At 68.7% G+C, this 22,350-nt stretch carries 26 protein-coding genes; 18 read left to right on the forward strand and 8 right to left on the reverse strand.

Annotated elements, in window-relative coordinates; genetic code table 11:
- Positions 1-72: 72 nt before the first annotated feature.
- Positions 73-288: a hypothetical protein gene (locus ACLJPX_RS22020; RefSeq protein WP_410601723.1), complete on the forward strand. Its 216-nt coding sequence runs from the start codon at positions 73-75 to the stop codon at positions 286-288.
- Positions 285-968, forward strand: a complete 684-nt coding sequence (locus tag ACLJPX_RS22025) for a hypothetical protein (protein WP_410601725.1) — start codon at positions 285-287, stop codon at positions 966-968. Before ACLJPX_RS22020 ends, ACLJPX_RS22025 begins: the two co-directional genes overlap by 4 nt.
- On the opposite strand, the gene ACLJPX_RS22030 is transcribed toward ACLJPX_RS22025, so the two are convergent.
- Positions 950-4,069: a BTAD domain-containing putative transcriptional regulator gene (locus tag ACLJPX_RS22030; protein ID WP_410601726.1), complete on the reverse strand. Its 3,120-nt coding sequence runs from the start codon at positions 4,067-4,069 to the stop codon at positions 950-952. The two genes, ACLJPX_RS22025 and ACLJPX_RS22030, sit on opposite strands and share 19 nt — an antisense overlap.
- Before the next feature lie 132 nt (positions 4,070-4,201).
- On the opposite strand from ACLJPX_RS22030, the gene ACLJPX_RS22035 reads away from it, so the two are divergent.
- From ACLJPX_RS22035 to ACLJPX_RS22050, 4 genes are read left to right on the forward strand one after another with little or no spacing between them, the layout of a single operon-like run.
- Entirely contained in the window at positions 4,202-5,332 is a 1,131-nt protein-coding gene (locus ACLJPX_RS22035) for a DegT/DnrJ/EryC1/StrS family aminotransferase (protein WP_410601727.1), read from the forward strand.
- A 7-nt stretch (positions 5,333-5,339) separates the two neighbouring features.
- Positions 5,340-6,269, forward strand: a complete 930-nt coding sequence (locus ACLJPX_RS22040; RefSeq protein WP_410601728.1) for an NAD-dependent epimerase/dehydratase family protein — start codon at positions 5,340-5,342, stop codon at positions 6,267-6,269.
- 26 nt (positions 6,270-6,295) lie between these two features.
- Positions 6,296-7,492: a glycosyltransferase family 4 protein gene (locus ACLJPX_RS22045; protein WP_101611762.1), complete on the forward strand. Its 1,197-nt coding sequence runs from the start codon at positions 6,296-6,298 to the stop codon at positions 7,490-7,492.
- Positions 7,479-8,105, forward strand: coding sequence for an acyltransferase (locus ACLJPX_RS22050; RefSeq protein WP_101611763.1), 627 nt, complete (start codon positions 7,479-7,481; stop codon positions 8,103-8,105). Before ACLJPX_RS22045 ends, ACLJPX_RS22050 begins: the two co-directional genes overlap by 14 nt.
- Here ACLJPX_RS22050 and ACLJPX_RS22055 read toward each other — a convergent pair whose 3' ends face one another.
- Positions 8,106-8,687 carry a hypothetical protein gene (locus ACLJPX_RS22055; RefSeq protein WP_410601729.1) on the reverse strand — a complete coding sequence of 194 codons (582 nt, stop codon included), beginning with the start codon at positions 8,685-8,687 and terminating at the stop codon, positions 8,106-8,108.
- Positions 8,688-8,966: 279 nt separating this feature from the next.
- On the opposite strand from ACLJPX_RS22055, the gene ACLJPX_RS22060 reads away from it, so the two are divergent.
- Positions 8,967-9,422: a Uma2 family endonuclease gene (locus tag ACLJPX_RS22060; RefSeq protein ID WP_410601730.1), complete on the forward strand. Its 456-nt coding sequence runs from the start codon at positions 8,967-8,969 to the stop codon at positions 9,420-9,422.
- On the opposite strand, the gene ACLJPX_RS22065 is transcribed toward ACLJPX_RS22060, so the two are convergent.
- Complete coding sequence (locus ACLJPX_RS22065) at positions 9,423-9,812, reverse strand: hypothetical protein (protein ID WP_410601731.1); 390 nt, start codon at positions 9,810-9,812, stop codon at positions 9,423-9,425.
- Between the two features lie 40 nt (positions 9,813-9,852).
- On the opposite strand from ACLJPX_RS22065, the gene ACLJPX_RS22070 reads away from it, so the two are divergent.
- Positions 9,853-10,053: a hypothetical protein gene (locus tag ACLJPX_RS22070; protein ID WP_410601732.1), complete on the forward strand. Its 201-nt coding sequence runs from the start codon at positions 9,853-9,855 to the stop codon at positions 10,051-10,053.
- A 48-nt stretch (positions 10,054-10,101) separates the two neighbouring features.
- On the opposite strand, the gene ACLJPX_RS22075 is transcribed toward ACLJPX_RS22070, so the two are convergent.
- The gene (locus ACLJPX_RS22075) at positions 10,102-10,686 is read right to left on the reverse strand and encodes a hypothetical protein (protein ID WP_410601733.1); all 585 of its coding nucleotides are present in this window, start codon (positions 10,684-10,686) and stop codon (positions 10,102-10,104) included.
- 100 nt (positions 10,687-10,786) lie between these two features.
- Entirely contained in the window at positions 10,787-10,915 is a 129-nt protein-coding gene (locus tag ACLJPX_RS22080) for a hypothetical protein (protein ID WP_410601735.1), read from the reverse strand.
- A gap of 149 nt (positions 10,916-11,064) precedes the next feature.
- Here ACLJPX_RS22080 and ACLJPX_RS22085 point away from each other — a divergent pair, with 149 nt between their 5' ends.
- The 3 genes from ACLJPX_RS22085 (at position 11,065) to ACLJPX_RS22095 (ending at position 13,032) form a co-directional block, all read left to right on the forward strand.
- On the forward strand, positions 11,065-11,646 hold the full coding sequence (locus tag ACLJPX_RS22085; RefSeq protein WP_410601736.1) for a copper resistance protein CopC: 582 nt from the start codon (positions 11,065-11,067) through the stop codon (positions 11,644-11,646).
- A gap of 139 nt (positions 11,647-11,785) precedes the next feature.
- Positions 11,786-12,295, forward strand: coding sequence for a SigE family RNA polymerase sigma factor (locus ACLJPX_RS22090; protein ID WP_101611772.1), 510 nt, complete (start codon positions 11,786-11,788; stop codon positions 12,293-12,295).
- Positions 12,292-13,032 carry a hypothetical protein gene (locus ACLJPX_RS22095; protein WP_410601737.1) on the forward strand — a complete coding sequence of 247 codons (741 nt, stop codon included), beginning with the start codon at positions 12,292-12,294 and terminating at the stop codon, positions 13,030-13,032. Before ACLJPX_RS22090 ends, ACLJPX_RS22095 begins: the two co-directional genes overlap by 4 nt.
- Here the strand turns inward: ACLJPX_RS22095 and ACLJPX_RS22100 are convergent.
- From ACLJPX_RS22100 to ACLJPX_RS22110, 3 genes are read right to left on the reverse strand one after another with little or no spacing between them, the layout of a single operon-like run.
- Positions 13,025-13,528 (reverse strand): hypothetical protein, encoded by a 504-nt coding sequence (locus ACLJPX_RS22100; protein ID WP_410601738.1) that lies wholly within the window; start codon positions 13,526-13,528, stop codon positions 13,025-13,027. The genes ACLJPX_RS22095 and ACLJPX_RS22100 overlap by 8 nt on opposite strands.
- A gap of 45 nt (positions 13,529-13,573) precedes the next feature.
- A complete protein-coding gene (locus ACLJPX_RS22105) occupies positions 13,574-14,533 on the reverse strand; it encodes a Gfo/Idh/MocA family protein (protein ID WP_101611775.1) in 960 nt (319 codons plus the stop codon).
- Entirely contained in the window at positions 14,530-15,636 is a 1,107-nt protein-coding gene (locus ACLJPX_RS22110) for a DegT/DnrJ/EryC1/StrS family aminotransferase (RefSeq protein WP_410601739.1), read from the reverse strand. The genes ACLJPX_RS22105 and ACLJPX_RS22110 overlap by 4 nt, the downstream gene beginning before the upstream one ends.
- 158 nt (positions 15,637-15,794) lie before the next feature.
- Between ACLJPX_RS22110 and ACLJPX_RS22115 the strand changes: the two genes are divergently transcribed.
- The 7 genes from ACLJPX_RS22115 to ACLJPX_RS22145 all read left to right on the forward strand — a co-directional run bounded on the left by ACLJPX_RS22115 (position 15,795) and on the right by ACLJPX_RS22145 (position 22,346).
- The gene (locus tag ACLJPX_RS22115; RefSeq protein ID WP_410601740.1) at positions 15,795-16,520 is read left to right on the forward strand and encodes a UDP-N-acetylglucosamine acyltransferase; all 726 of its coding nucleotides are present in this window, start codon (positions 15,795-15,797) and stop codon (positions 16,518-16,520) included.
- Between the two features lie 14 nt (positions 16,521-16,534).
- On the forward strand, positions 16,535-16,774 hold the full coding sequence (locus ACLJPX_RS22120; protein WP_410601741.1) for an acyl carrier protein: 240 nt from the start codon (positions 16,535-16,537) through the stop codon (positions 16,772-16,774).
- Entirely contained in the window at positions 16,774-17,499 is a 726-nt protein-coding gene (locus tag ACLJPX_RS22125) for an SDR family NAD(P)-dependent oxidoreductase (protein ID WP_410601742.1), read from the forward strand. Before ACLJPX_RS22120 ends, ACLJPX_RS22125 begins: the two co-directional genes overlap by 1 nt.
- The gene (locus ACLJPX_RS22130) at positions 17,499-18,896 is read left to right on the forward strand and encodes an AMP-binding protein (RefSeq protein WP_410601743.1); all 1,398 of its coding nucleotides are present in this window, start codon (positions 17,499-17,501) and stop codon (positions 18,894-18,896) included. The genes ACLJPX_RS22125 and ACLJPX_RS22130 overlap by 1 nt, the downstream gene beginning before the upstream one ends.
- Positions 18,897-19,053: 157 nt before the next feature.
- The gene (locus tag ACLJPX_RS22135) at positions 19,054-20,106 is read left to right on the forward strand and encodes an acyl-protein synthetase (RefSeq protein WP_410601744.1); all 1,053 of its coding nucleotides are present in this window, start codon (positions 19,054-19,056) and stop codon (positions 20,104-20,106) included.
- On the forward strand, positions 20,103-21,344 hold the full coding sequence (locus tag ACLJPX_RS22140) for an acyl-CoA reductase (RefSeq protein ID WP_410601745.1): 1,242 nt from the start codon (positions 20,103-20,105) through the stop codon (positions 21,342-21,344). Before ACLJPX_RS22135 ends, ACLJPX_RS22140 begins: the two co-directional genes overlap by 4 nt.
- 33 nt (positions 21,345-21,377) lie before the next feature.
- Positions 21,378-22,346 (forward strand): lysylphosphatidylglycerol synthase transmembrane domain-containing protein, encoded by a 969-nt coding sequence (locus ACLJPX_RS22145; RefSeq protein WP_410601746.1) that lies wholly within the window; start codon positions 21,378-21,380, stop codon positions 22,344-22,346.
- The last annotated feature ends 4 nt before the right edge of the window (positions 22,347-22,350 follow it).

A 22,350-nucleotide genomic window follows, 5' to 3' on the forward strand; every position in this document is an offset into this window, starting at 1 on the left:
CAGCGTCTGTCATCGGAATGTCATGTGCCCCGCGCCAAAGTTGCCTCACCGACAACGGAAACGAGGGAACCGATGCTCAGCAACAAGGTGTACGTCATCGCCGGAGGCGTGATCACCGTCCTCTTCGTCGTGCTCGCGATGGCCGAGTTCTCCACCGGCTACCCGGAGGACGGCCTGCAAGACCTGTTCTACGCCGCGTTGAGCGCCGGCGCCGGTGTCCTCCTGTACGTCCTCGACCGCCGTCAGCGCGAGCGCCGCGCCGCCGCGACGCAGCGTGATGCCCGATGAGGAACATCGACGGCGGCTTCCTCGCCGCCCCGGACCAGGCCTCGCTCGACCGCCGCGAGCGAGACGTCCGCAAGGGCAAGCTCGCCCTGATGCTGACCGTCGCGGGAGGGTTCGTCGCCCTGATCGCCGGTTACAACGTCCTCATGGAGTTCTCGCCGGTCTCGCTGGCGGTGACGTTGATCGCGCTGGCCGCCGCCGTCGGTGGCGGCGTGCTCACCAAACACCTGATGCGGAACGTGCGGTTCCGGGTGCACAAGCCGAACGCGGGCCTGATCGGCGCCGCGAAACTCACCGGGCTCCTGGTGGCCTTCTTCGCGATCGCCGCCCTGCTCGGCTCGATCGAGGCGCCCGGCGCGCTGCGCGTCGTCCTGATCGCCGTCGGCTGCGGCACCATCGCCTACGTGCGGTCGCTGCACGACCAGCAGTGGGTGCTCTTCGAACTGGACGCGGTCGGTGTCCGGATCGAGCGGACCGTCGTCCCGTGGCGTGACGTCACCCGCCTGACCACCGACCCGGTCGGCCCCGGGATGACCCGGCTCGGCGCGATTCCGGTCAACGCGGCACCGCTGTACGTCGCGGTCCAGGACAGCGAACTCGACCCGCGCCTGCTCGCCGAGGCCGTCGGCCGCTTCGCGCCGCAGGGGATCTTCTTGACGGGCGCTCAGAACCCCGTCAATTGAGCGGCGCCGCGCATGCCGAGCCCTTGGCGGTACGACCGGTCGAAGCCGGCACCGAGCCGCTCCCGCACGGTCGTCCGGAGCAGGGCGGCGTCCAGATCGACGGCGTACGCGGTGCCCCGCACGGTCACCGCGGCGCCGATCAGGACCGCCGCCCGCTCGGGGTCGCCCCGGAGCAGCGCGACCCCGGCGAGGCCTTCGACGGCGCAGGCCATGGTGGTGCTGTCATGCCAGCTGTCCGCCGAGACGAGCGCCAGCCGGTGGAGTTCCTCGGCCTGGTCGGCGTCACCTTCGGCGGCCGCGACCCAGCCCAGCGAGATCATCGCCCCGGCGCGGACCCCCTCGGCCGCGAACGAACCGCCGGGGCATTCCGAAAGCGCGAGTTCGCTCAGTGCGCGAGCCGCGGGCAGATCGCCTTCGTGCCGGGCGAGGAACGCGAGCCCGATGTACCCGGTGGCCCGGCTTTCCGGCATCCCCGAGCGGCGCGCGATCGCGATGGCGAGGTCGAAATCCGCCCGCGCCCCCGCCGCGTCGCCGTGGAGCAGTTTGCTGGCGCCGCGACGGCACAGCAGATCCGCGTCGTCGTCGGACGCGCCGAGTTCCCGCATCAACCGGAGCGCTTCGTTCATCGTTTCGAGGGCCTCGGCCTGACGGTCCGTCCAGACCAAGATCTGTGACAGGTGATCGAGGACCATCGAAAGGCCCCAACGCTCCCCGAGCTCCCGGAACGCCTTCTCCCCGGCGCGCAGGAACCCTTCCGCCGTCTCGAGTTCGCCTCGCATCAGCGCACGGAGCCCGTAGCCGGTCGGCGCGAGCGCCAGGCTCCAAGCGTCGCTGTGCGCCAGGAGGGCCTGACTGCGTTTGATCAGCGCGTCGTCGTCACCGGGCGGACCGGTCACCACTCCCATCAGCAGGAGCAGCGCCGGATTCCGGGGCGCTTTGGCCAGGTTCCGCACGAGGTCGTCCACCGCCGGGACGTGCCGTTCCAGGGCCTCGTGACCGCGAAGTCCGGCGGTGGCGTTGAGCACGGAGAGCTGGTACTCCTCTTCGAGGCCGTCCGGTGGTCGCGGGCCGAGCCGCTTGACCACCTCCATGCTCAGCGTCGAGCCCTCGAACCGGCGTCCGCGCATCCACCAGTACGTCACCAGTGAGGCCGAAAGCCGCAGAGCGATCCGGATGTCGGCTTCGGCCGCCCAGCGCAGCGCGGCCAGGAGATCGTCGTAGGCGTCGTCGAGCCGGTCGAGCCAGACGAGCTGGTCACCGGTGCGCAGGAGCGGGTCCGCCTCTTCGACGAGGGCGAGGAAGTGTTCGGCGTGCGCGCGCCGCAGCTGCTCGGCCTCGTCCGCTTCGGTGAGCTTCTCGGCGAAGAACGCCCGGATGGTTTCGAGCATCCGATACCGGTTCCCGCCGCGTTCGACCAGCGATCTGTCCACAAGGGACGGAAGCAGGTCCTCGAGGTCCGGCACGGCGCAGACCGCTTCGGCGTCGGCGAGGGTCGTGCCACCCGCGAAGACGGTCAGGCGCCTGCCGAGCAGGCGTTCGTCCTCGTCGAGCAGATCCCAGCTCCATTCGACGACGCCGCGCAGGGTGCGATGCCGGTCCTCGGCGACCCGGCTGCCCCGCGAGAGCAGCTTGAAGCGGTCGTCCAGCCTCGCGGCGATCTCGCCGGCGGACAGCGTCCGCACGCGCGCCGCGGCGAGTTCGATGGCCAGCGGCAGCCCGTCGAGCGCGGCGCAGATGCGCTGGACGTCGCCCGCGGTGGTGTCGTCGACGGCGAAGCCCGGGTCGTTGGCCCGCGCGCGATCGGCGAACAGCCGGATGGCGGCGAACTCCAGCGACCGGCCGGGCGGCGTGCCCGGCGGCGGCACGGCGAGCCGAGGCACGGGCGTGACGACCTCGCCGGTGATGCCCAGCGGTTCCCGGCTGGTGGCGAGCACGCGCAGCGCCGGGGCCGCGCCGAGCAGCCGGGCGGTCAGTTTCGCGGCGGCGCCGACCAGGTGCTCGCAGTTGTCGAGCACCAGCAGGAGCGCCCTGTCCGCGAGGGCGTCGATCAGCCGCTCCAGCGGCGCGTGCTCCACGGGGGCGGTGGCCGCCCCGATCGGGACCGTCCGCAGGCCGAGCGCGGCCAGCACGGCATGGGCGACGTCGGCGTCCTCGGTATAGGGCGCGAGTTCGACGAAGACCACCGGGAGGTCCGTCGCGGCGGCGGTCTCGATGGCCAGCCGCGTCTTGCCGCTCCCGCCGGGTCCGGTCAGCGTCACCAGCCGCGAGAGGTCCAGCTGACCGAGCACGTGCCGGAGGTCGCCCTCGCGGCCGATGAAGGTGGTGAGCTGCGCGGGGAGCGGCGCGGTCGTGGCCCTGGCTTTCGGTGTCTCGCCGCGCAGGACGGCCAGATGAGCGGCGGCGAGGTCCGGTCCGGGGTCGGCGCCGAGTTCGTCGGCGAGGACGCGGCGGGCGTCCTCGAACGCGGTGAGCGCGTCGGCCTGGCGTCCCGCGCCGTGCAGCGCGCGGATCAGCAGTGCCCGTGGCCGTTCCCGCAGCGGTTGGGCGGCGATGACCTCGCGAAGCTCGGCGAGGACGTCTTCGTGCCTCCCCAGCTTGAGCTCGGCCTCGACGCGGTCCTCGACCGCGGACGTCCTCAGCTCGTTCAGCCTGGTGACCTGCGGATCGCGGAACGGCGCGTCGGTGATGTCCGCGAACGCCGGCCCCCGCCAGAGCGCGAGAGCGTCGCGAAGCAGCTCACCCGCCTTCGCGGCGTCTCCCGCCGCGAGAGTGCGTCGGCCTTCAGCGGCGAGCCGCTCGAACCGGAGCGCGTCGACGTCGTCGGGGTCCACGGCCAGCCGGTAACCCGCCGGGCTGAACTCGACGGGCGCGAGGTCCTTCAGCGCCCCGCGCAGCCGCGAGACCTGCGATTGCAGCGCGTTCGCCGCGCCGTCCGGCGGCTGCTCGCCGTACAAGCCGTCGATGAGCCGCTCGGCCGGGACGACCCGGCCCGCCTCCAGGGCGAGCAACGCGAGCAGCGTCCGGACCCTCGGCCCGCCGACCGGGACGGCGGTGCCGTCCTCGCGGCGCACCTCCGTCGCCCCCAGAACGCCGAATCGCATGAGGGCAACCATATCGGTGTCCGCGTGTTGACCTGGGCGGATCCAGCCCGCCCGAGATCGGCCGAATGGCGTCTATACACTTCGCCGGGTCCCCACGCAATGGGAGAGGGCTACGGGAGAGGGTAAAGAGGAATGTCCGAGCACGAACCCGTGGTCCTCGGTCAGCCGACCGTCGGCGAAGAAGAACTCGCCGCCGTGGCGGAGGTGTTCCGGTCCGGCTGGCTGGCCGGTGCCGGCCCCGCGTGCCGCCGCTTCGAGGAACGCTTCGCGAAGACCGTCGGCACCGCGCACGCGCTGACCACCAGCAACTGTGGCTCCGCACTCTTCCTCGGGCTGCGTGTACTCGGCGTGAAGCCGGGCGACGAGGTCATCGTCGGCGACTACACGTTCCCCGCCACCGGCCACGCCGTGCTGCAGGCGGGCGCGACGCCGGTGTTCGCGGACATTCGCCCGGACGTGTGGAGCGCCGACCCGGCGTCGATCGAAGCCCTGATCACCCCGCGCACCGTCGGCATCCTCGCCGTCGACGTCGCCGGGCAGCCCGGTGACTTCGACGAGTACCGCGCGATCGCCGACAAGCACGGCCTGTGGCTGTTCGAGGACGCCGCCTGCGCCGCGGGCGCGATATACAAGACCCGCCCGGCAGGCAGCCTCGCCGACCTGGCCGCGTTCTCCTTCCACGGCCGCAAGGGCATCACCGCGGGCGAAGGCGGCGCGCTGGTCTCGGACCGCGAAGACCTCATCGCGCACGCGCGCAAGCTGCACACCTACGGCATCGAGCCCGCCATCACCCGCGAGGGTTCCGGCGCCTTGCCGATCCCGGAGTTCCACGAGCTCGGCTACAACTTCCGGCTCTCGGACGTGCAGGCCGCGATCATGAACGTCCAGCTGGACCGCCTCCCGGACCTGCTCTCGGCCCGCCGTTCGGTGGCCAAGCGCTACCACGAGGCGTTCGAGAACCTGCCCGGTCTCGACGTCCCCGTGGAACTGCCCGACCGCGAGCACCCGTGGCAGGCCTACATCCTCACCGTCGCCCCGGAGATCGACCGCGACGCGCTCGCGCTGCGGATCCGTGAGCAGGGCGTGCAGTGCAACTTCGGCACCTACGCCTCGCACCTCCAGCCCATCTACGGCAAGAACCAGACCTTGCCGGTTTCGGCGGACCTCTTCGCCCGTCATCTCGCCATCCCGATGCACGCCAACCTCACCGATGACCAGGTCGACCGGGTCATCGGGACCGTCAGCGCCGCACTGCCGAGCTAGGAGAGAAATGCCCGACAAGAAGGTCCTCTTCACCGGGGGCGGCGGTTTCATCGCCGCGCACGTCATCCCGATGCTGATCGACGGCGGCTACACCGTCCGCGTCTTCGACAACATGACGCGTGGCGACCGCGCCAGGATCAACGAGTTCGTCGCCACCGGCAAGGTCGAACTGGTCGAGAAGGACGTGCGCTACGGCGGCGCCGTGCGTGAGGCCATGCGCGGCTGCACGCACGTGATCCACTTCGCCACCGTGTCGATCAACAAGTCGGTCGCCGACCCGCACGAGTCCATCGACATCAACATGGTCGGCAACCACAACGTCTTCGCCGCCGCGGCGGACGAAGGTGTCGAGCGGGTCGTGTTCGCGTCGACCGCGTCCGTCTACGGCGACCCGAAGCGGCTGCCGATGCACGAGGACGACGAGCTCAAGCCGCTCACGCCGTACTGCATCTCGAAGCGCGCGGGCGAGGACATGCTCGGCTTCTACGAGCGCACCAAGGGCCTGTCCTGGAACGCGCTGCGGTTCTTCAACGTGTACGGCCCCGGCCAGAAGATCGAGGCCTACTACACGTCGGTGATCAACCACTTCATCCAGCGCCTGCGCGCCGGCCAGCCGCCGATCATCGACGGCCGCGGCGACCAGTCGATGGACTTCGTGCACGTCACGGACCTGGCCCGCGCCGTCGTCGCGGCGCTGGAGTCGGACCAGGCGAACGTGCCGATCAACATCGGCACCGGGATCGACACCTCGATCGCGACGCTCGCGAAGATCCTCATCGACGCCGTCGGCGTCAACGTCGAGCCGCTGTTCAACGAGCGCGACGTGCTGGTTTCGCGGCGTGCCGCAGACATCTCCCGTGCCCGCGAGGTCCTCGGCTGGGAGCCGAAGATCTCCGTGGAAGAGGGCATGTACGAGCTGGTCAAGGCTTCGGAGTGAGCGCCGGGCCAGGGGAGAGCCGCCCTATGCGCATCGCCGTCGTCAACAACTTCTTCCCGCCCAGGGTGGGCGGAAGCGCGCACATGGCGGCCTCCCTGGCCGAGCAGTACGCGGCACGCGGGCACGAGGTGCTCGCGATCACCGCGGCCTACGCCGACGCCCCGGCCGACGAGACGAAGGACGGCTACCGCGTCGTCCGCCTGCCCGCGGTGAAGATGCCGCAGCTGGGCCTGTCGATCGACTTCGACATGAGCTTCGCCTCGCTGCGGCCGGGGAACTGGCGGCGGCTGCGGAAGCTGCTGGACGAGTTCAAACCGGACGCGATCCACCTGCACGGGCAGTTCTTCGACCTGTCGTGGCTGGCCGGACGGTACGCGCGGCGGCACAAGCTGCCGATGCTGCTGACCATCCACACCCTGCTGATCAGCGACAACAAGCTGTACGGCGGCGTTTTCCGGTTCCTGGACACCGTGCTGGTGAACCCGATCCTGCGCTACCTCAAGCCGCGGTACGTCATCCTCGACAAACTCGGCGTGGACTACTGCGTCGAGCGCTACGGCACGAGCGACGAGAACTCGGACTACTTCCCGATCGCCGTCGACACCGGGAACTTCGAGAAGCCGCTCACGAAGGACGTCCGCGCGGAGCACGATCTCGGCGACGGTCCGGTGATCGTCTCGCTCGGGCACGTGATCCCGCTGCGCAACCGGCTCCCGCTGGTCGAGGCGCTGCCGTCCATTTTGGACAAGCACCCCGGCGTGAAGGTGGTCGTCGTCGGCCGCGTGTACCACGACGTCTTCCTGAAGCGGGCGGAAGAACTCGGCGTCGCGGACGCCATCATCGTCACCGGCGCCGTGCCGAAGGCCGACGTGCCTTCGTACTTCGCCGCCGCCGACATCGTCACGCACGACCTCAACGGCGGCTGTGGCACCGCGTCGCTGGAGGCGATGCTCTCGGGCACCGCGACCATCGCGTCGGTCACCGAGGACAACTACCCCGGCATCGAACTGCGCAACGGCGAGAACATCCTGCTGGTGCGGCCGGACGACAGCGAGGCGGTGGCGAACACCGTCATCGAACTGCTCGACGACCCGGAGAAGCGGGCTTCGGTGGCACAGCGGGAAAGCTCGATGGTGCGGGCCAACTTCGGCCTCGACGTCGTCGCCGAGGAACACCTGCGCACCTTCGAGAAACTGGTGACCGAGGCCGATGTTCTTCGATGACGAGCGCAGCAACCGGCTGCGCCCGCAGATCCTGACCGAACTCGTTTCGCAGTACATGAACGACGCCGAGCGCGCTCGGTTCTACGGACTGCCCGAGTCGACGCGGGTGCGCGAGCGCGTCAAGATCATCAGCCCCGAGAACCTGAAGATCGGCGAACACTGCTGGATCGGTGAGGGCGCCGCGCTCGACGCGAGCGGCGGGCTGGAGATCGGCGAGCACACCAGCATCGGCCTGAACACGCTGATCTTCACGCATTCCAGCTGGCTCGCGAACATGACGTTGCAGAACCACTCCGGCAGCGACCTCATCGAACGCAAACCGGTGAAGATCGGCAAGGGCTGCTTCATCGGCGGCCTCGTGGTGATCATGGCGGGCGTGACGATCGGCGATTTCGCCACCGTGCAGCCGAATTCCGTGGTCGCCAAGGACGTCCCGCCGCGCACCCTGGTCGCGGGCAACCCGGCGCGCGTGTTCCAGCGCTACGACGACGAGTACATCCAGTCCGAAGTGGAGCGTGTGCGCGGCGAGAACGCGCGGCGGCGCGCGCTGGCGGAGGAGCGCGGGGACACGTCGTCGTCCTGGGGTGCCCCGGCGGGCGACTTCACGGAGTAGTCAGAGGCGTTCTGCCAGCCTCTTGGCGATCGTCTCGTAGACGTCGGACCGGGTCGGGCCGGAAAGGTCGACCAGCGCGACCCGGATCTGGCCGTGGGCGCGTTTGTAGACCACGGTCGTCACCCGCTGGTCCTTGCCGTCGCAGAACCACGCCGTTTCGCCGATATCCGGCAACGGCGTCGGCGGTTTCGTGCACTCCTTCTTGGTCTCCGCCGCCATCGACGGCACCGACCAGCCCTGCTCCGCGACGACGCTCAGGTAGAAGCCGTCCGAGCGGTTGTAGTGGCACGCGTAGTCGGTGATGCCGTCCTTTTCCTTCACCGCGGCCTCCTGCTGTCCCTCTTTCCAGCCGTAGATCGCGTCGCCCATGATCTGCTGCACCTCGGTGAGCGGCAGGAACGGACAAGCCGCGGTGATCTTGGGAGGTGAGGCGGGCGGTGGAGGTGTCGTCGGCGTGGTGCTCGTGGCTTTGCTCGCTGACGTCGATGGCGGGGCCGGTGTCGGTGCCGGGGCGGGCTCACCGCTACAGGCGGTGAGGAAAAGGAGCGTGCCGACGGACAAGAGCCCCCAGGTTCTTCTCATCGGTGAAATGTAGCGGACCTGCGGAAACAATGGGGATTTCCGGAGTGATTCTTGCGTACGGGCAACTCTTAGAGTGTTCGTTCGCTACCGTGTGTGATGGTACGGTTCTGGTGAAACCGTGGGAAGATGGTCTGGCGATCACGGGCGAAGGAGGAGTTCGATGAGTGTCGTGCACTGGCATCACCGTCTCTTGACGCTCGATGACTGGGCCGCGTTGCCGGAAGATCCGGAACACCGCGCCGAAGTCATCGAAGGAGTGCTGGTCGTGGCCCCCTGCCCATGTCGTTTCACCAGCTTGCGGTCACCCGCCTGGGCTATCTGCTCAACGAACAGCTGCCCGAATCGCTCATGGCTCTTTCGGAAGCCGAGTTCGTCGTCACGGAACTTCCGTTGACGGTTCGGGTGCCGGATGTCCTCATCTCGGCGACCGAACTCGTGAAAACGAACCCAGCACGCTATGCGGCGCAGGACGTGCGCCTCGTCATCGAGGTCTTGTCCGAGGGCACCGTCCGCACCGACCGGGTCACCAAGTTCTCCGAGTATGCCGAGGTCGGCATCGAGCACTACTGGATCGTCGACCTCGACGACCCGGCGAGCATGGTCACCTACCGTCTGGTCGACGGTGAGTACGAGAACTTCGGTGAGCACACCGGCAAGGTCAATCTCGACTTCGACGGCACCCCGCTCACCCTCGACCTCGACGCGCTGACCACCCGCCACGCGCAGCGCCCCTGATCACAGCCGATCGGCCAGCATTTTCGCCAGCGTCGCGTAGACGTCGCTCCTGGTGCTGTACAGGTACAGCGTCGCGACCCTCGTTTCGCCATGGCTGCGTTTCCCTGCGGTCACCAGGATGTTGAGATCCGGCCCGTCGGTGGGGATCGAACACCACAAGGCCTGCTCGCCGATACCGGGAAGCTGCGTGATCGGCTGCTTGCATTCCTTCGCGAGCTTGTCGATCGTCGCGCGGGGCGGCTGGTTACCGGGGATGGCCGCGACGAAGAGTTCCGCCGATTTCCCGCGTTTCCCTTTGGCGTCCTCGAAAGCGCACCGGTAGGCCTTGCCGGTGCCGACCCGTTCGGCTTCGCCTTCGTTGGCGACCAGATCGTCTGACGTCCCGATCACCTGAAGGAACTCTGTCGGGCTCAGGACGGGGCAAGCCGCGGTGATCTTGGCGAGTGGTGCCGGTGGAGTGGTACTGGGGCTGGGTGGCGTGCTGCTGGACGGCCGCGCCGAGGACGTCGGCGCGGCCGACGACGCGGGCGCGGCCGGCGTGGGCTCGGTCGCGGCGCCGCTCGAGCAAGCCGTGACGGCGAACAGCAGGAATGCGGTGGTGAGGGTCCCCCTCGATCTGTGCACGGCGTGAACCTAGCTGTTCATGATCCCGGGCGACCAGCCAATTCTTCGTGACCGGTCAGAGCCGCTCGGCCAGTCGTTCGGCCATCGTCTTGTAGACGTCGGACCGGGTTTCGCCGATGAGGTAGACCCACGCGAACCTGATCTGGCCGTGTCCGCGTTTGTAGACCATCGTCGACATGAAGTCGCCCTCCACTTCGCAGTACCAGGCCGCATCGCCGATGCCCGGCAACATCGTCGGCGGCTTCACGCACAGCTTCTTGGTCTGCGTCACCATCGACGGCACCGACCGTTCCTTCTCCGGAAAGACGTGCAGGTACAGGCCGTTCACGCCGTTGTACAGGCACGCGTACTTGATGATGCCGTCCTCTTCCTCTACCTCTGCCTCCTGCTGGCTCTTGCCCTGGCCCAACTGTGCGGTGCCCATGATCTGGTGGACCTCGGTGAGCGGGAGGAACGGACAGGCCTCCCTGATCATGGCGGGCGAGGCGGGTGGTGGCGGTGCCGTGGGAGTGGTGCTCGCGGGTTTGCTCACCGAGGTGGGCCGCGGGGCCGACGGGGATGGCGGCGGCGCTGGCTCACCGCTACAGGAGGTGACGAAAAAGAGCATGCCGACGAACAAGAGCCCCCAGGTCCTTTTCATCCTCGAAATGTAGCTGACCTGCGGAAACATCGGGGATTTCCGTGATGGTTCTTGCGTGGGGGCAACTTCGAAGAGTGCTCGTGCGTACTGTGGAAATGGCTTACGAGAGCTTCGGTGAGGACACCGGCGAGGTCATCTCGACTTCGACGGCACCCAGCTCGCTTTGGATCTCGACGCCCTCACGGCGCGGCACTCGCAGCGCCGCGGGACTGTGTGGAAATAGGGACACTCAACGTCCCTATTTCCACACACCCCCTCACCCGGAGCGCCACCCCATCGCCCGCCTTGCCGCTCACGAGCAGGCCCACCGGGAACCATCGCCCTCCCGAGCCCGACTACTAGGCTCGACGGGGAGTTCCCCGGCGAGGAGGGTGTCAGATGAGGTTCAACCGGTTCGGCGCGTCGCTACTGGTCGCGGGCATCGCCCTGCTGGGCGTCGCGACCCCGGCGCTGGCCCACTCGGAGCTGAAGAGCAGCGACCCGGCCCGGGGCGCTTCGCTGGCGACGCCGCCGACGCAGATCAAACTGACCTTCTCCGGCCCGGTCACCCTCGCCGACGACCCGATCCAGATCACCGGGCCCGAGAACGCGTCGTGGACGGTCGGCCGGGCTGAGGTCGCCGGGATGGTCGTCACCGCGCCGGTGCAGGCGGTCGGGCCCGCCGGTGAGTACACCCTCCGCTACAAGGTGACCTTCGAGGACACGCACGCCGCGAGCGGCTCGGTGAAGTTCAACCTCAGCGCCCCGGTCGCGCCGCCGTCGTCCAGCAGCGCGCCGACGAGCAGCCAGGCCCCGGCCAGCAGTGCGGCGCCCGCGGCGAGCGCCGCCCCCGCGCCGGCCGCGGAGGAGACCACTCCCGACAACCTGCTGCCGACCTGGGTGTGGATCGTCCTCGCGGTCGCCGTGGTCGTCGCCGGACTGGTCGTCGCGCTCCGCTTCGTCCGGCGCAAGAACGACTGAGACATCCACTTCCCGGGTGATCTTCTTTGCCCTGCCTCCCCGTGGTCGAAGATCATTCATAGACCTCTACGGGAGAGCGCCCGAAAAGGTTGAGGCAACCTTTCAGGTGGTCAACCGTCGAACTGAGATGAGGACCAGGGTGGCTCGCGGCGATGACGAGTTCGTCGAGTTCGTTCGGAACTCGTCGAACCGTCTGCAGCACGCGGCCTACCTGCTGACCAGCGACCGCCATCAGGCCGAGGACGCCGCCCAGACGGCGCTCGCCAAGACGTACGCGGCCTGGTCGCGGGTACGCCGCAAAGACGCCTACGCCTACGCGCGGCAGGTCCTCGTCAACCACATCATCGACGGCTGGCGGCGGCCCATTCGCGAGAACGCGACCGAGGAAGTTCCCGAGCGGCCGAGCGGCGCGGACGTCGCCGGTGCCGTTGTCCAGCGGAAATGGCTGCTTGACGCGTTGCGTACGCTCACAGACCGGGAGAGAGCCGTCGTAGTGCTCCGGCACTTCTTCGATCTGAAGGAGTCCGATGTGGCCGGCGAGCTGGGTGTCTCGGTGGGCACCGTGAAGAGCACGAACTCCCGTGCTCTCACCAAGCTGCGGATCACCGCGGAGGACGGAACGGAACTGATCGGCGGGCTGGGACGATGACCGACCTCGAGTCGCTGCGCTCGGCACTGCGGGAACCGCCTGCCGAGGAGTTCGCCGAGCCCGACCTCGGCGCGATCATGACCAAGGGCAGGCGGATCCGCCGCCGTCGCCGTCTCGCGACCGGCGCGGGTGGCGTGGCCGCCGCGGTGGTGACGGTGCTGGTCATCGTCGGTGCGGTCGCGCTGAAGGAACCCTCGCAGCGCCCGCTCCCGCCCGCCGCGAGCACCCCGTCGGCACAGCCGCCGGTGACGTCGGAGCCGACGGTGATCGAAGCTCCGACGAAGACGAGCCCGGTACCGCTGGGCGAGACCACCTCGCTCGGGACGAAGGGCGAGGATGGCCGTGAGCTGGTGATCTACGCCTTCGCGATCGACGAGCCCGCTCTGCCGGGCGTCGAGTTCGGCTTGCAGGTCGCCTACCGGAACGTCGACGGCAGCTACGAAGCGCTCTTGGGCAGCAACGAGTTCAAGGGGTCCGACCGGTCGTTCGGCTTCCACGCGGTGGACGGCGGCGACATCCTCCAGAACACCTTCGTGCCCGTGTTCGGCTACTTCGCCGGTCCGGCGACGCGGATCACCAGCACGGTCCGGGGAAAGCCGGTCGAGGCGAACGTGGTGCCCTGGAGCGGGGACCCGTCGGTCATGATCTTCTGGTTCTCCCCGTCGGACGTGGAGTCGACGGGCGTGCTGACCCCGCTCGTCGCCTACGACGCGAGGGGCCAGCGCCTCGTCAAGTGAGCGTCCGATCTTCACCCGAGCCGAGGTGTGGTCGCCGGATTTCGGCGAAATAGGCGTTGACCGAGGACCGGTACAACCCGGCGATGCCGAGCACGGTCCCCGCGAGGACGACCACGTCGATCACGACGAGGACGATCCCCAGGCCTGACACCTGCACTTCACCGCCCACCACGGTGGCGTGCTCTGTCGCGTCCAGATAGCCGACCACCGCGGCGATCACGGTGATCAGCACGATGAGGCTCACGAAGCCCGCCGAAACGGTGACGGCCACCCGTGCCCAGTTCCGGCCCGCCCTGGTCACCACGCACAGTGCCATCTGGACGACGCCGAGCACGAGGAACCAGACGATGACCGGCGAATCCGAATCCTCCGGACGGAAGCGGGACCCGTCCACGGCTTGTGCGGCGGCGAGGATCGAGAGCAGCCCCGAGGTGATCATCCACGTCAAGGCCGCCAAGGCCAGAACGGTCGTCGCACGCTTCAGCGTCTTGGGCACTCGCGGACGGTAGCCGTGCCCAGCCGGGACGGGTCCCCGCGGAGGTCAGGCAGCGGCCTGGGTCAGCACCTGGTCGACGACGGCGTGCGAAGGCAGGATCAGGTCCCGCTCGGTGTCGGCGTCGATCTTGCCTTCGAGCAGTTCGAGGAACCGGTCCAGCTGGGTCGCCAGCGGCTCGCGCGCGGTGACCAGTTCCGGGATCTCGATGACCGTCTGCTGCCGGTAACCGAGGCCGTCCTCGGTGACCGAGTCGTGCGAGACGTGCCGGTAGATGGTGACGTCGCGGCGGAGCAGGTCGATCTCGATCATGCGGTCCAGTTCGGACACCCACAGCGAGCGGACCTTGCGCTGGCCGAGGCGGGAAGCGGAAACCGTGGCGAGGCCGGACTCGAACGACAGCACCGTCTCGATGGTGTCTTCGGCGCCCTCGACCGAGTTCGGGTGGAAGTAGCCCGCTCCGGAGGCGACCCGCTGCGGGGTCGCGCCGCCGAAGAACTGGATCGCCAGGTCGACGTCGTGCACCAGCAGGTCCCACGCGACACCGGTCTTGATACGCGGCGCGTACGGACCGTGGCGGCGGGCCATCAGGTGGATCGGCTCGTTGACCAGTGCCCGCGCGGTCATCACGGCCGGGTTGTAGCGCTCCAGGAGCCCGCACATCAGCGGGACGTCCTTCTTCGCCGAAAGGCCGACGATCTCCTTGGAGAATTCCAGGCTGTTGCAGACCGGCTTCTCGACCAGCAACGGCTTGCCCTGGCCCAGGATCTCCTGCGCCAGCTCGTAATGCGCCTCGGTGGCCGAAGCGAGCACGACGGCGTCCACATCGGACAGCGAGCCGATTTCGGGCGTCCACTGGGTTTCGTAGCGCTCGGCGACCTTGCGGCCCGCCTCTTCGCGCGGGTCGATCACGCGGACGAGGTCCACGCGCTCGTTCGCGGCGAGGACACGGGCGTGCAGCGAGCCCATGTTGCCGGTGCCGATGAGGGCGATCTTGTGGGTGGTCATGCGCCGAGCACCTCGCGAACCGTTTCGATGATGGTGTCCAGGTCGGACTCGGAGAGGTGCGGGTGCACGGGCAGCGAAAGCGCCTGCGCGGCAACGGAAGCGGCCACCGGGAAGTCCTCGACCTTCGCGTCGGGGATCAGCGGGTTGTTCCGGTAGCAGTCGTAGTCGAAGACGATCTTCGGGTAGTAGATCCCGTTGCCGATGCCCTTTTCGGTGAGGGCGGCGGCGAGTTCGTCGCGCGAGAGGAAGGCGTGCGGGCCGACCAGCACGGTGTACTGGTGCCACACGTGTTCGCGGCCCGGAAGGACCTGCGGGATGTCCAGACCCGGCGTGCCGGCGAGGCCTTCGGAGAGGCGCTTCGCATTGGCCTGGCGGGCGGCGGTGAGCTGGTCCAGCTTCTCCAGCTGCGGGATGCCGACGGCGGCGTGCAGGTCGGTCATCCGGTAGTTGTGCCCGGCGACCTCGTACTGGTAGCGGGCGCGCATGCCCTGGTTGCGCAGCACGCGCAGCGCGTCGGCCAGCTTGTCGTCATCCGTGGTGATGACGCCGCCCTCGGCGGTGGTGATGTTCTTGGTGGCGTACAAGGAGAAACAGCCGATTCCGAAGGATCCGGCCTGCTTGCCCTCGAACGAGGCCCCGACGGCCTGCGCGGAGTCCTCGATCACCTTGAGGCCGTGCTCGGCGGCCAGCGGCGCGAGCTTGCCCATGTCCGCGGTCTGCCCGTAGAGGTGCACGGGCATCAGGACCTTGGTGCGGTCGGTGATCGCGGCGGCGACGGCGTCCGGGTCGATCGCGAAGTCGTCGCGGCGGATGTCGGCGAAGCGGACGGTCGCGCCCGCCTCCAGGATCGCGTTCAGCGTCGCCACGAAGGTGAACGGCGAGGTGACGACCTCGTCACCCGGCTTGAGGTCGAGCGCCTGGATGGCGGCGACCAGCGCGGTGGTGCCGTTGTTGACGGCGATCGCGTGCTTCGTGCCGGAAACGCTCGCGAACGCATCCTCGAAGCGCTTGACCATCGGTCCCTGTGCGATGGCGCCGGATCGCAGCACCTCGACGACGAGGTCCTCCGCGTCACGGACGTCGACCACGGTAATGGGGATCATCTGCAAGTCTCTCTCGACTGGGCGTTCTGGTGCGTCCGGTACAGTGAGCCGCCGGTTCTGCGCCCGGCCGCCCTCTCTGGCGCGGGCCACACGTTACCGGGACCGCCGAAGCGCCCATTACCCCAGGCTGCCTCCCAGCCACAACGAACGGATCTCACGTGGTGAACCGCATCCACCCGACCGCGATCATCGGCGAGGGTGTCGAGCTCGGTGACGACAACGTCATCGGACCGTTCACGGTCATCGTGGGCCCGGCGCGGATCGGCGACGGCAACTGGATCGGTCCGCACGTGACCATCGGGACCCCCGGCGAGGACCGCGGCCGTGAGCACCCCGCCGCCTGGGACTCCGCGCCGAACGGTGATCCCGATCACGACGGGCACGGCGTCGTCATCGGGAGCCGCAACCGGATCCGCGAGTACGTCAGCGTCCACCAGGGCACCTGGCGCACGACCACCATCGGCGACGGCGGCTACTTCCTCCGCGGCTCCCACATCGCCCACGACTGCCTGGTCGAGGACGCCGTCACGGTCGCGTCGAACGTGATCACCGGTGGCCACTGCCACATCTGGTCCGGGGCGAACCTCGGCATGGGCGCGATCCTGCACCAGCGGGTCGTGATCGGCCCCGGCGCGATGGTCGGGATGAGCTCCGCCGTCCGCAAGGAGGTGGGCGCGTTCACCATCGCCGTCGGCAACCCCGCACGGGTGACGGGCGTCAATACCGTCGGGCTGTCCCGCCGCGGGCTGGACGAGGCCACCATCGAGGCACTGGGACCGTGGCTGAAGGGTAAGGGGGGTCTCCCTGAGGACGGGCTGGCCGACCGGCTGCCCGGTGACCTCTCTACCTTGGTGAAGGCGTGGGACGCCCGTCCGCGCGAGTGAGTAGGAGTCACAAGATGGCGGAAGTCGCCGGCAAGCTGCGTGAGGTCTTCGTCGAGGCGCTGGACCTCGATGGCGAGGTCGACGTCGAAAACCTGAAGTACCGCGACATCGAAGCGTGGGACTCGGTCGGTCACATGGCGCTGGTCGCGGCCATCGAGGACGAGTTCGAGGTGGAATTCGACACCGACCAGGTGATCGACATGTCCAGCTTCAAGGTCGCCGTCGACATGGTGACCGACCTCCAGAACAAGTGATGCTGGACGGCAAGGTCGCCCTGGTCACCGGCGGTACGCGGGGGATCGGGCTGGCCACCGCGCGGGCGCTCGCGGAAGCGGGTGCCACCGTCGTGCTGACCGGTCGTGACGAGGCCAAGGCCAAGGAAGCGGCCGCCGCGGCGGGGGCCGCGAGCGGCCTCGCGCTGGACGTCACCGACGCCAAAGCCGTCTCGACGGTGGTCCGCGGCGTGGCCAAGGAGCACGGCAAGCTCGACATCGTGGTCGCCAACGCCGGGATCATGGAGGACGCGCTCCTCGGCATGATCCGCGACGAACTGATCGACACCACGCTGAGCACGAACGTCGCCGGAACGCTGCACACCGTCCAGGCCGCGGCCAGGGCGATGATGCGCAAGAAGAGCGGCGCCATCGTGGTGCTGGCCTCGATCGTCGGCGAGCACGGAAGCGCCGGTCAGACCGTGTACGCGGCCTCGAAGGCGGCGGTGGCGAACATCGCGCGTTCGGCCGCGAAGGAACTCGGCCGGTCCGGGATCCGGGTCAACGCGGTGGCGCCCGGCGTCATCGACACCGACCTGACCTCGGGGCTGACCGAGGACGCCAAGGCCGAGAACATCGGCAAGACCCCCCTCGGACGGCTCGGGACGCCCGAGGACGTGGCGAACGCGATCCGGTTCCTGGTCAGTGATGACGCTTCGTTCATCACCGGGCAGGTGCTGGGCATCGACGGAGGCTTGGTTCTCTGATGACCCTTTTGGGTGTGGGTGCACGGCTCATCGACGTCACGAGCGGCAAGACGCTCGCGGGCGAGGAACTCGACACCGAGGTCACCCGCGTGGGGACCGCGTTGTCACTGCTGCCGCCCGGCGCGCTGTTCGCGCGGACGTCGGTGGACCTGCCCAGCGTGCTGAACTACCTCGGCGCGTTCGAGGCGGGCCGCGCGATCGCGCTGATCGACCCGGCGCTCGACGCCGACGTCCTGGCGGGGCTCATCGAGCGCTTCCGCCCGGCCGCCGTGCTGTCCGCGCCGGACGCACCCGCACCCGAGGGTTACGGCGTCTCCGACGGGCACTGGGTCCGGGAGTCCGCCGAAGGGGTCGAGCCGCATCCCCACCTGGCCGTCCTCCTGCCGACCAGCGGTTCCACCGGCAACCCGAAGCTGGTCCGGCTCTCCCGTGGCGCGGTGTTCGCCAACGCCGACGCGATCGCGCAGGTGCTCGGCATCGACCGCGACGAGGTCGCGCCGACCAGCCTCCCGCTGCACTACAGCTACGGCCTGTCCGTGCTGAACTCCCACCTCGTCCGCGGCGCGACCGTGGTCATCGAGCCCTCCGGCGTGCTCGGGCGTGGCTTCTGGGACGCGGTCAACGAGTACAAGGTGACGTCGCTCGCCGGGGTCCCGTACCACTACGAGATGCTGCGGCGCCTCAAGTTCGACCCGGCGAAATACCCGACGCTGCGCACGCTGACCCAGGCGGGCGGCAAGCTCCGCGACGACCTCGTCACCCAGTTCAACGACAAGATCCGCGCGGTCGGCGGGCGGATGTTCGTCATGTACGGCCAGACCGAGGCCGCGCCGCGGATGACCACCGTCCCGGCGGAGCGGCTCGCGGAAAAGCTCGGTTCCGCCGGGCCCGCGTTGCCCGGCGGCTCGTTCGCAGTCCGGCGTGAGGACGGCTCCGAGACCAAACACCCGAAGATCGTCGGCGAGGTCGTGTACCGCGGCCCCAACGTGATGATGGGCTACGCCGACGACGAGGCCGGGCTGGCCGCGGGCGACGAATGGGGCGGCGTGCTGCCCACCGGCGACCTCGGCTACCTCGACGAGGACGGGTTCCTCTACATCACCGGACGGCTCAAGCGGATCGGCAAGGTCTTCGGCAACCGGGTCAGCCTGGATGATCTCGAGCAGGCCGTGCGTTCTGCTTCGGTGGGGATCGACGTCGTGGCCGCCGTCCCGGCCGGGGACAAGGTCGTCCTGTTCGCGGAGGGGGCCGACAAAGATATGTGCAAGGACGCCGCGAAGGCGCTGTCCGAGCGGCTCCACCTGCACACCAGCGGGTTCGACGTCCGCGCATGCGACACCGTGCCGCTGCTGGCCAGCGGCAAGATCGACTACCGGTCGCTGGAGGCCCAGGTATGAGTAGCCGCGGCACACGAGCCGACCACAGAGCGCGCGCTGGCCGTCAGGCCCCGCTATCGGGGCGGCAGGGCGCTTTTCCCGGGCAGGTGACGTGTGAGGCCATGTCTCGCCCTGTCGACACGATCGCGGTCGCGCGCAAACTCGCGGAGGAAACAGCATGAGTGTGTTCACGTTGTCCCAAGCTGAGCGCGAGAAGCACCTGCTTCCGCAGCTCGCCGAACTCACCGCGCACCACCGCGAGAACTCCGAAGGGTACGACCGGATTCTCTCGTCGCTGGGCATCGCGCGGGACGCTTCGTTCGCGTCCATCGCGGACCTGCCGTGGCTGCCGGTGCGGATGTTCAAGACGCACGACCTCCGGTCCATTCCGGAGTCCGAGATCTTCAAGACGCTGACGTCCTCGGGGACCACCGGCAGGGGCGCGTCGCGGATCTACCTGGACAAGGCCGCCGCCGGCGCGCAGACCAAACAGCTCGGCGCGACGCTGCAGGAGGTCCTCGGCGGTGAGCGGCTGCCGATGCTGATGGTCGACACGATCGGCATCATCAAGAACCGCCGCTCGTTCTCCGCGCGCGGCGCCGGGGTGCTGGGCATGGCCAACTTCGGCCGCAAGCACACCTACGTGCTCGACGAGAACGACGAGCCGGACGTCGAGGCGGTCAAGACCTTCCTCGCGACCTACGGCGACAAGCCGTTCCTGATCTTCGGCTTCACCTTCATGGTGTGGCAGTACCTCTACGAGGTCGCGCGCGAGCACAAGCTCGACCTGTCGAACGGGATCCTGATCCACTCGGGCGGCTGGAAGAAGCTGATCGACCGCGCGGTCGACAACACCGAGTTCCGCCGTCGCTTCAAAGAGGACACCGGGCTCACCCGGATCCACAACTACTACGGGATGATCGAGCAGATCGGCACCGTGTTCCTCGAAGGACCTTCCGGGAACTCGTTGTACTGCCCCGACTTCGCGGACGTCGTGATCCGGAACCCGGAAACCTGGGAAGAGCAGCCGGTCGGCGAGCCCGGCGTGATCGAGGTCGTCAGCACGCTGCCGCACTCGTATCCTGGGCACGTCCTGCTCACCGAGGACCTCGGTGTCTACAACGGAATCGACGACGGCGACTGGCCGGGCAAGCACTTCTCGGTCATGGGCAGGCTGCCCAAGGCCGAGGCCCGCGGTTGCTCGGACACCTTCCAGGGAGCGGCGGCATGACTCTCAACCAGCGTTTCCCGCTTTCGGACGCCATCGAGGTCGACAAGCTCGTCGAAGAGCTGCGTGCCGAGCCCGTCGGCGGACGGCTGCGCGTCGGAGACCCGCGCGTCGTCGAGTTCCTGACGAAGTTCGCGCGCAAGCTGCTCGCGCCCGCGACGGCCCGCCGTTTCCCCGAGCTGGCCTCGCTCGGTTTCTTCCTGCGCAAGGGAGAGATCGCCAAGGCACTGTCCACTTTGGAGACTTCCGGCGACGCGCTGCGCTTCCCGCGCGGCCTCGTCTTCCACGTGCCGCCCGCCAACGTCGACACGATCTTCGTGTACTCGTGGGCGCTTTCGGCGCTCGCGGGCAACCACAACGTCGTCCGCGTGTCGTCGCGTTCGGCCGGTGCCGCCGAAACGGTGCTGGAAGCACTGAACGCCGCACTGTCCGAAGTGGACGCCGGCACCGCCGCCGCGATCACCGCGACGCAGCGCATGGTCACCTACGACCGCAGCGACGCGATCAGCGGTGCGCTTTCGGTCGCCGCGGACCTGCGGGTCATCTGGGGCGGCGACGCCTCGGTCGCGGCGCTGCGCAAGTACCCGCTGGCGCCGCACGCGCGCGACCTGACCTTCCCGGACCGGTCTTCGTTCGCCGTCGCTTCGGTGCGCGGCTGGCACGAGGCCTCCGAGACCGAGCGCCGCGGTGCCGCCGAAGGCTTCTACAACGACTCGTACTGGTTCGACCAGGCCGCCTGCTCGTCACCGCGCGCGGTGTTCTGGGTCGGCGACGAAGCAGGTGCTCGCGAAGCAGGGCAGGAGTTCCGGAAGCTGCTCGCCGAGGTCCTGGCGAAGAAACAGCACGTCACCGAGCCCGCGATGGCCGTCCAGAAGCGGGTTTCGGCGTACGGCGCGGCCGTCGACGGGCTCGTCAACGGCATCGAGTTCCAGGGCAACGGCATCGCGACGCTCGAACTGGCCGACCCCGCGATCCTCCCGCGCGAATGGCTCGGCGCGGGCACTTTCGCCAACGCGCGGGTCGACACGCTTTCCGACCTCGTCCCGATCGTGCTCCGCAAAGATCAAACCGTCGGTCAATTCGGCTTCAGCAAAGAAGAATTGACGCAATTCGTGACGGAATTGGCGGGCCGCGGCGTCGACCGTGTCGTTCCCTTCGGATCGGCCCTGACGTTCTCCGCGATTTGGGACGGCTACGATCTGCTGACCGAGTTCAGCCGCTTGGTGACCGTACAGGCCTGACCAGCGGCGAAAGAGGCCAAGCGAGGAGGTTCAGTGACGACAGTCGAAACGCCGGAGGGGGAATCCCCGGTTGCGGTAAAGCAACCGAAATCCACCAAGGCGAAGATCCTCGACGTCGTCCGCTGGGTCGCCATCCTCCTGGTCGTCGCTTTCGCGGCGAAGACACTTGTCGCCAATTGGGGTGAATTCTGGCGGACGTTGTCCGACGTCGCCTGGGAATCCTCCACGCTGAGCCTGCTCGCGCTGATCGCCGCCATCATGGTGTCGACCTACGGCTGGCAGGTCATGGTCGACGACCTCGGCAAGCCGATCGGCTACGCCCGCGGCGCGCAGATCTGCCTCGTCGGCTCGCTCGGCAAGTACGTGCCGGGTTCGGTGTGGGCGTACCTGCTGCAGATGGAACTGGGCCGCAAGGCCGGGCTCGCCAGGGCCCGGATCTTCACCGGTTCGCTGATCCAGCTCGGCGTCGGCGTGGTGTCCGCGCTGGTCGTCTCGCTGCTCGCGGCCCCCGCGGTGTTCAGCAACAGCCCGCGCGCGATGTGGCTGTTCGTGCTCATCCCGGTCGGTCTCGCGATGCTGCACCCGAAGGTGCTCACCTGGGGCACGTCGCTCGTGCTGCGCATCCTGCGCCGCCCGCCGCTCGACCACCGGCTGAGCTGGTCGGTCGTCGGGAAGGTCTTCGGCTCGTCGACGGCGGCGTGGGCGCTGCAGGGCGTGCACCTGTGGCTGCTGGCGAACTCCGTCGGCACCCCGGGCTTCAGCGGCTTCGTGCTGTGCGTCGGCGCGATGGCCGTCGCGATGACCGTCGGGACGTTCGCGTTCATCCTGCCCAGCGGGGTCGGTGTCCGCGAGGTCGCGCAGGTCGCCGTGCTGACCGCTTCGGGTCTCACCGTCGGCCAGGCGACCGCCTTCGCCATCGCTTCGCGGGTCATGTTCACGGTCGCCGACCTGATCACCGCCGGCGCCGCCGCCCTTTCCGCGCGCCTCGCCACTCCCCGCTGACACC

The sequence above is a fragment of the Amycolatopsis sp. lyj-90 genome, assembly GCF_046549035.1.
Taxonomy (GTDB): domain Bacteria; phylum Actinomycetota; class Actinomycetes; order Mycobacteriales; family Pseudonocardiaceae; genus Amycolatopsis.

Coding starts and splice junctions, on each gene's coding strand:
- ACLJPX_RS22055 (WP_410601729.1), bottom strand. CDS start 8,687: ATGAGAAGAACCTGGGGGCTCTTGTCCGTCGGCACGCTCCTTTTCCTC.
- ACLJPX_RS22120 (WP_410601741.1), top strand. CDS start 16,535: ATGGCGGAAGTCGCCGGCAAGCTGCGTGAGGTCTTCGTCGAGGCGCTG.
- ACLJPX_RS22040 (WP_410601728.1), top strand. CDS start 5,340: ATGCCCGACAAGAAGGTCCTCTTCACCGGGGGCGGCGGTTTCATCGCC.
- ACLJPX_RS22020 (WP_410601723.1), top strand. CDS start 73: ATGCTCAGCAACAAGGTGTACGTCATCGCCGGAGGCGTGATCACCGTC.
- ACLJPX_RS22060 (WP_410601730.1), top strand. CDS start 8,967: ATGTCGTTTCACCAGCTTGCGGTCACCCGCCTGGGCTATCTGCTCAAC.
- ACLJPX_RS22030 (WP_410601726.1), bottom strand. CDS start 4,069: ATGCGATTCGGCGTTCTGGGGGCGACGGAGGTGCGCCGCGAGGACGGC.
- ACLJPX_RS22025 (WP_410601725.1), top strand. CDS start 285: ATGAGGAACATCGACGGCGGCTTCCTCGCCGCCCCGGACCAGGCCTCG.
- ACLJPX_RS22035 (WP_410601727.1), top strand. CDS start 4,202: ATGTCCGAGCACGAACCCGTGGTCCTCGGTCAGCCGACCGTCGGCGAA.
- ACLJPX_RS22140 (WP_410601745.1), top strand. CDS start 20,103: ATGACTCTCAACCAGCGTTTCCCGCTTTCGGACGCCATCGAGGTCGAC.
- ACLJPX_RS22110 (WP_410601739.1), bottom strand. CDS start 15,636: ATGATCCCCATTACCGTGGTCGACGTCCGTGACGCGGAGGACCTCGTC.
- ACLJPX_RS22085 (WP_410601736.1), top strand. CDS start 11,065: ATGAGGTTCAACCGGTTCGGCGCGTCGCTACTGGTCGCGGGCATCGCC.
- ACLJPX_RS22125 (WP_410601742.1), top strand. CDS start 16,774: ATGCTGGACGGCAAGGTCGCCCTGGTCACCGGCGGTACGCGGGGGATC.
- ACLJPX_RS22105 (WP_101611775.1), bottom strand. CDS start 14,533: ATGACCACCCACAAGATCGCCCTCATCGGCACCGGCAACATGGGCTCG.
- ACLJPX_RS22075 (WP_410601733.1), bottom strand. CDS start 10,686: ATGAAAAGGACCTGGGGGCTCTTGTTCGTCGGCATGCTCTTTTTCGTC.
- ACLJPX_RS22135 (WP_410601744.1), top strand. CDS start 19,054: ATGAGTGTGTTCACGTTGTCCCAAGCTGAGCGCGAGAAGCACCTGCTT.
- ACLJPX_RS22130 (WP_410601743.1), top strand. CDS start 17,499: ATGACCCTTTTGGGTGTGGGTGCACGGCTCATCGACGTCACGAGCGGC.
- ACLJPX_RS22095 (WP_410601737.1), top strand. CDS start 12,292: ATGACCGACCTCGAGTCGCTGCGCTCGGCACTGCGGGAACCGCCTGCC.
- ACLJPX_RS22045 (WP_101611762.1), top strand. CDS start 6,296: ATGCGCATCGCCGTCGTCAACAACTTCTTCCCGCCCAGGGTGGGCGGA.
- ACLJPX_RS22050 (WP_101611763.1), top strand. CDS start 7,479: ATGTTCTTCGATGACGAGCGCAGCAACCGGCTGCGCCCGCAGATCCTG.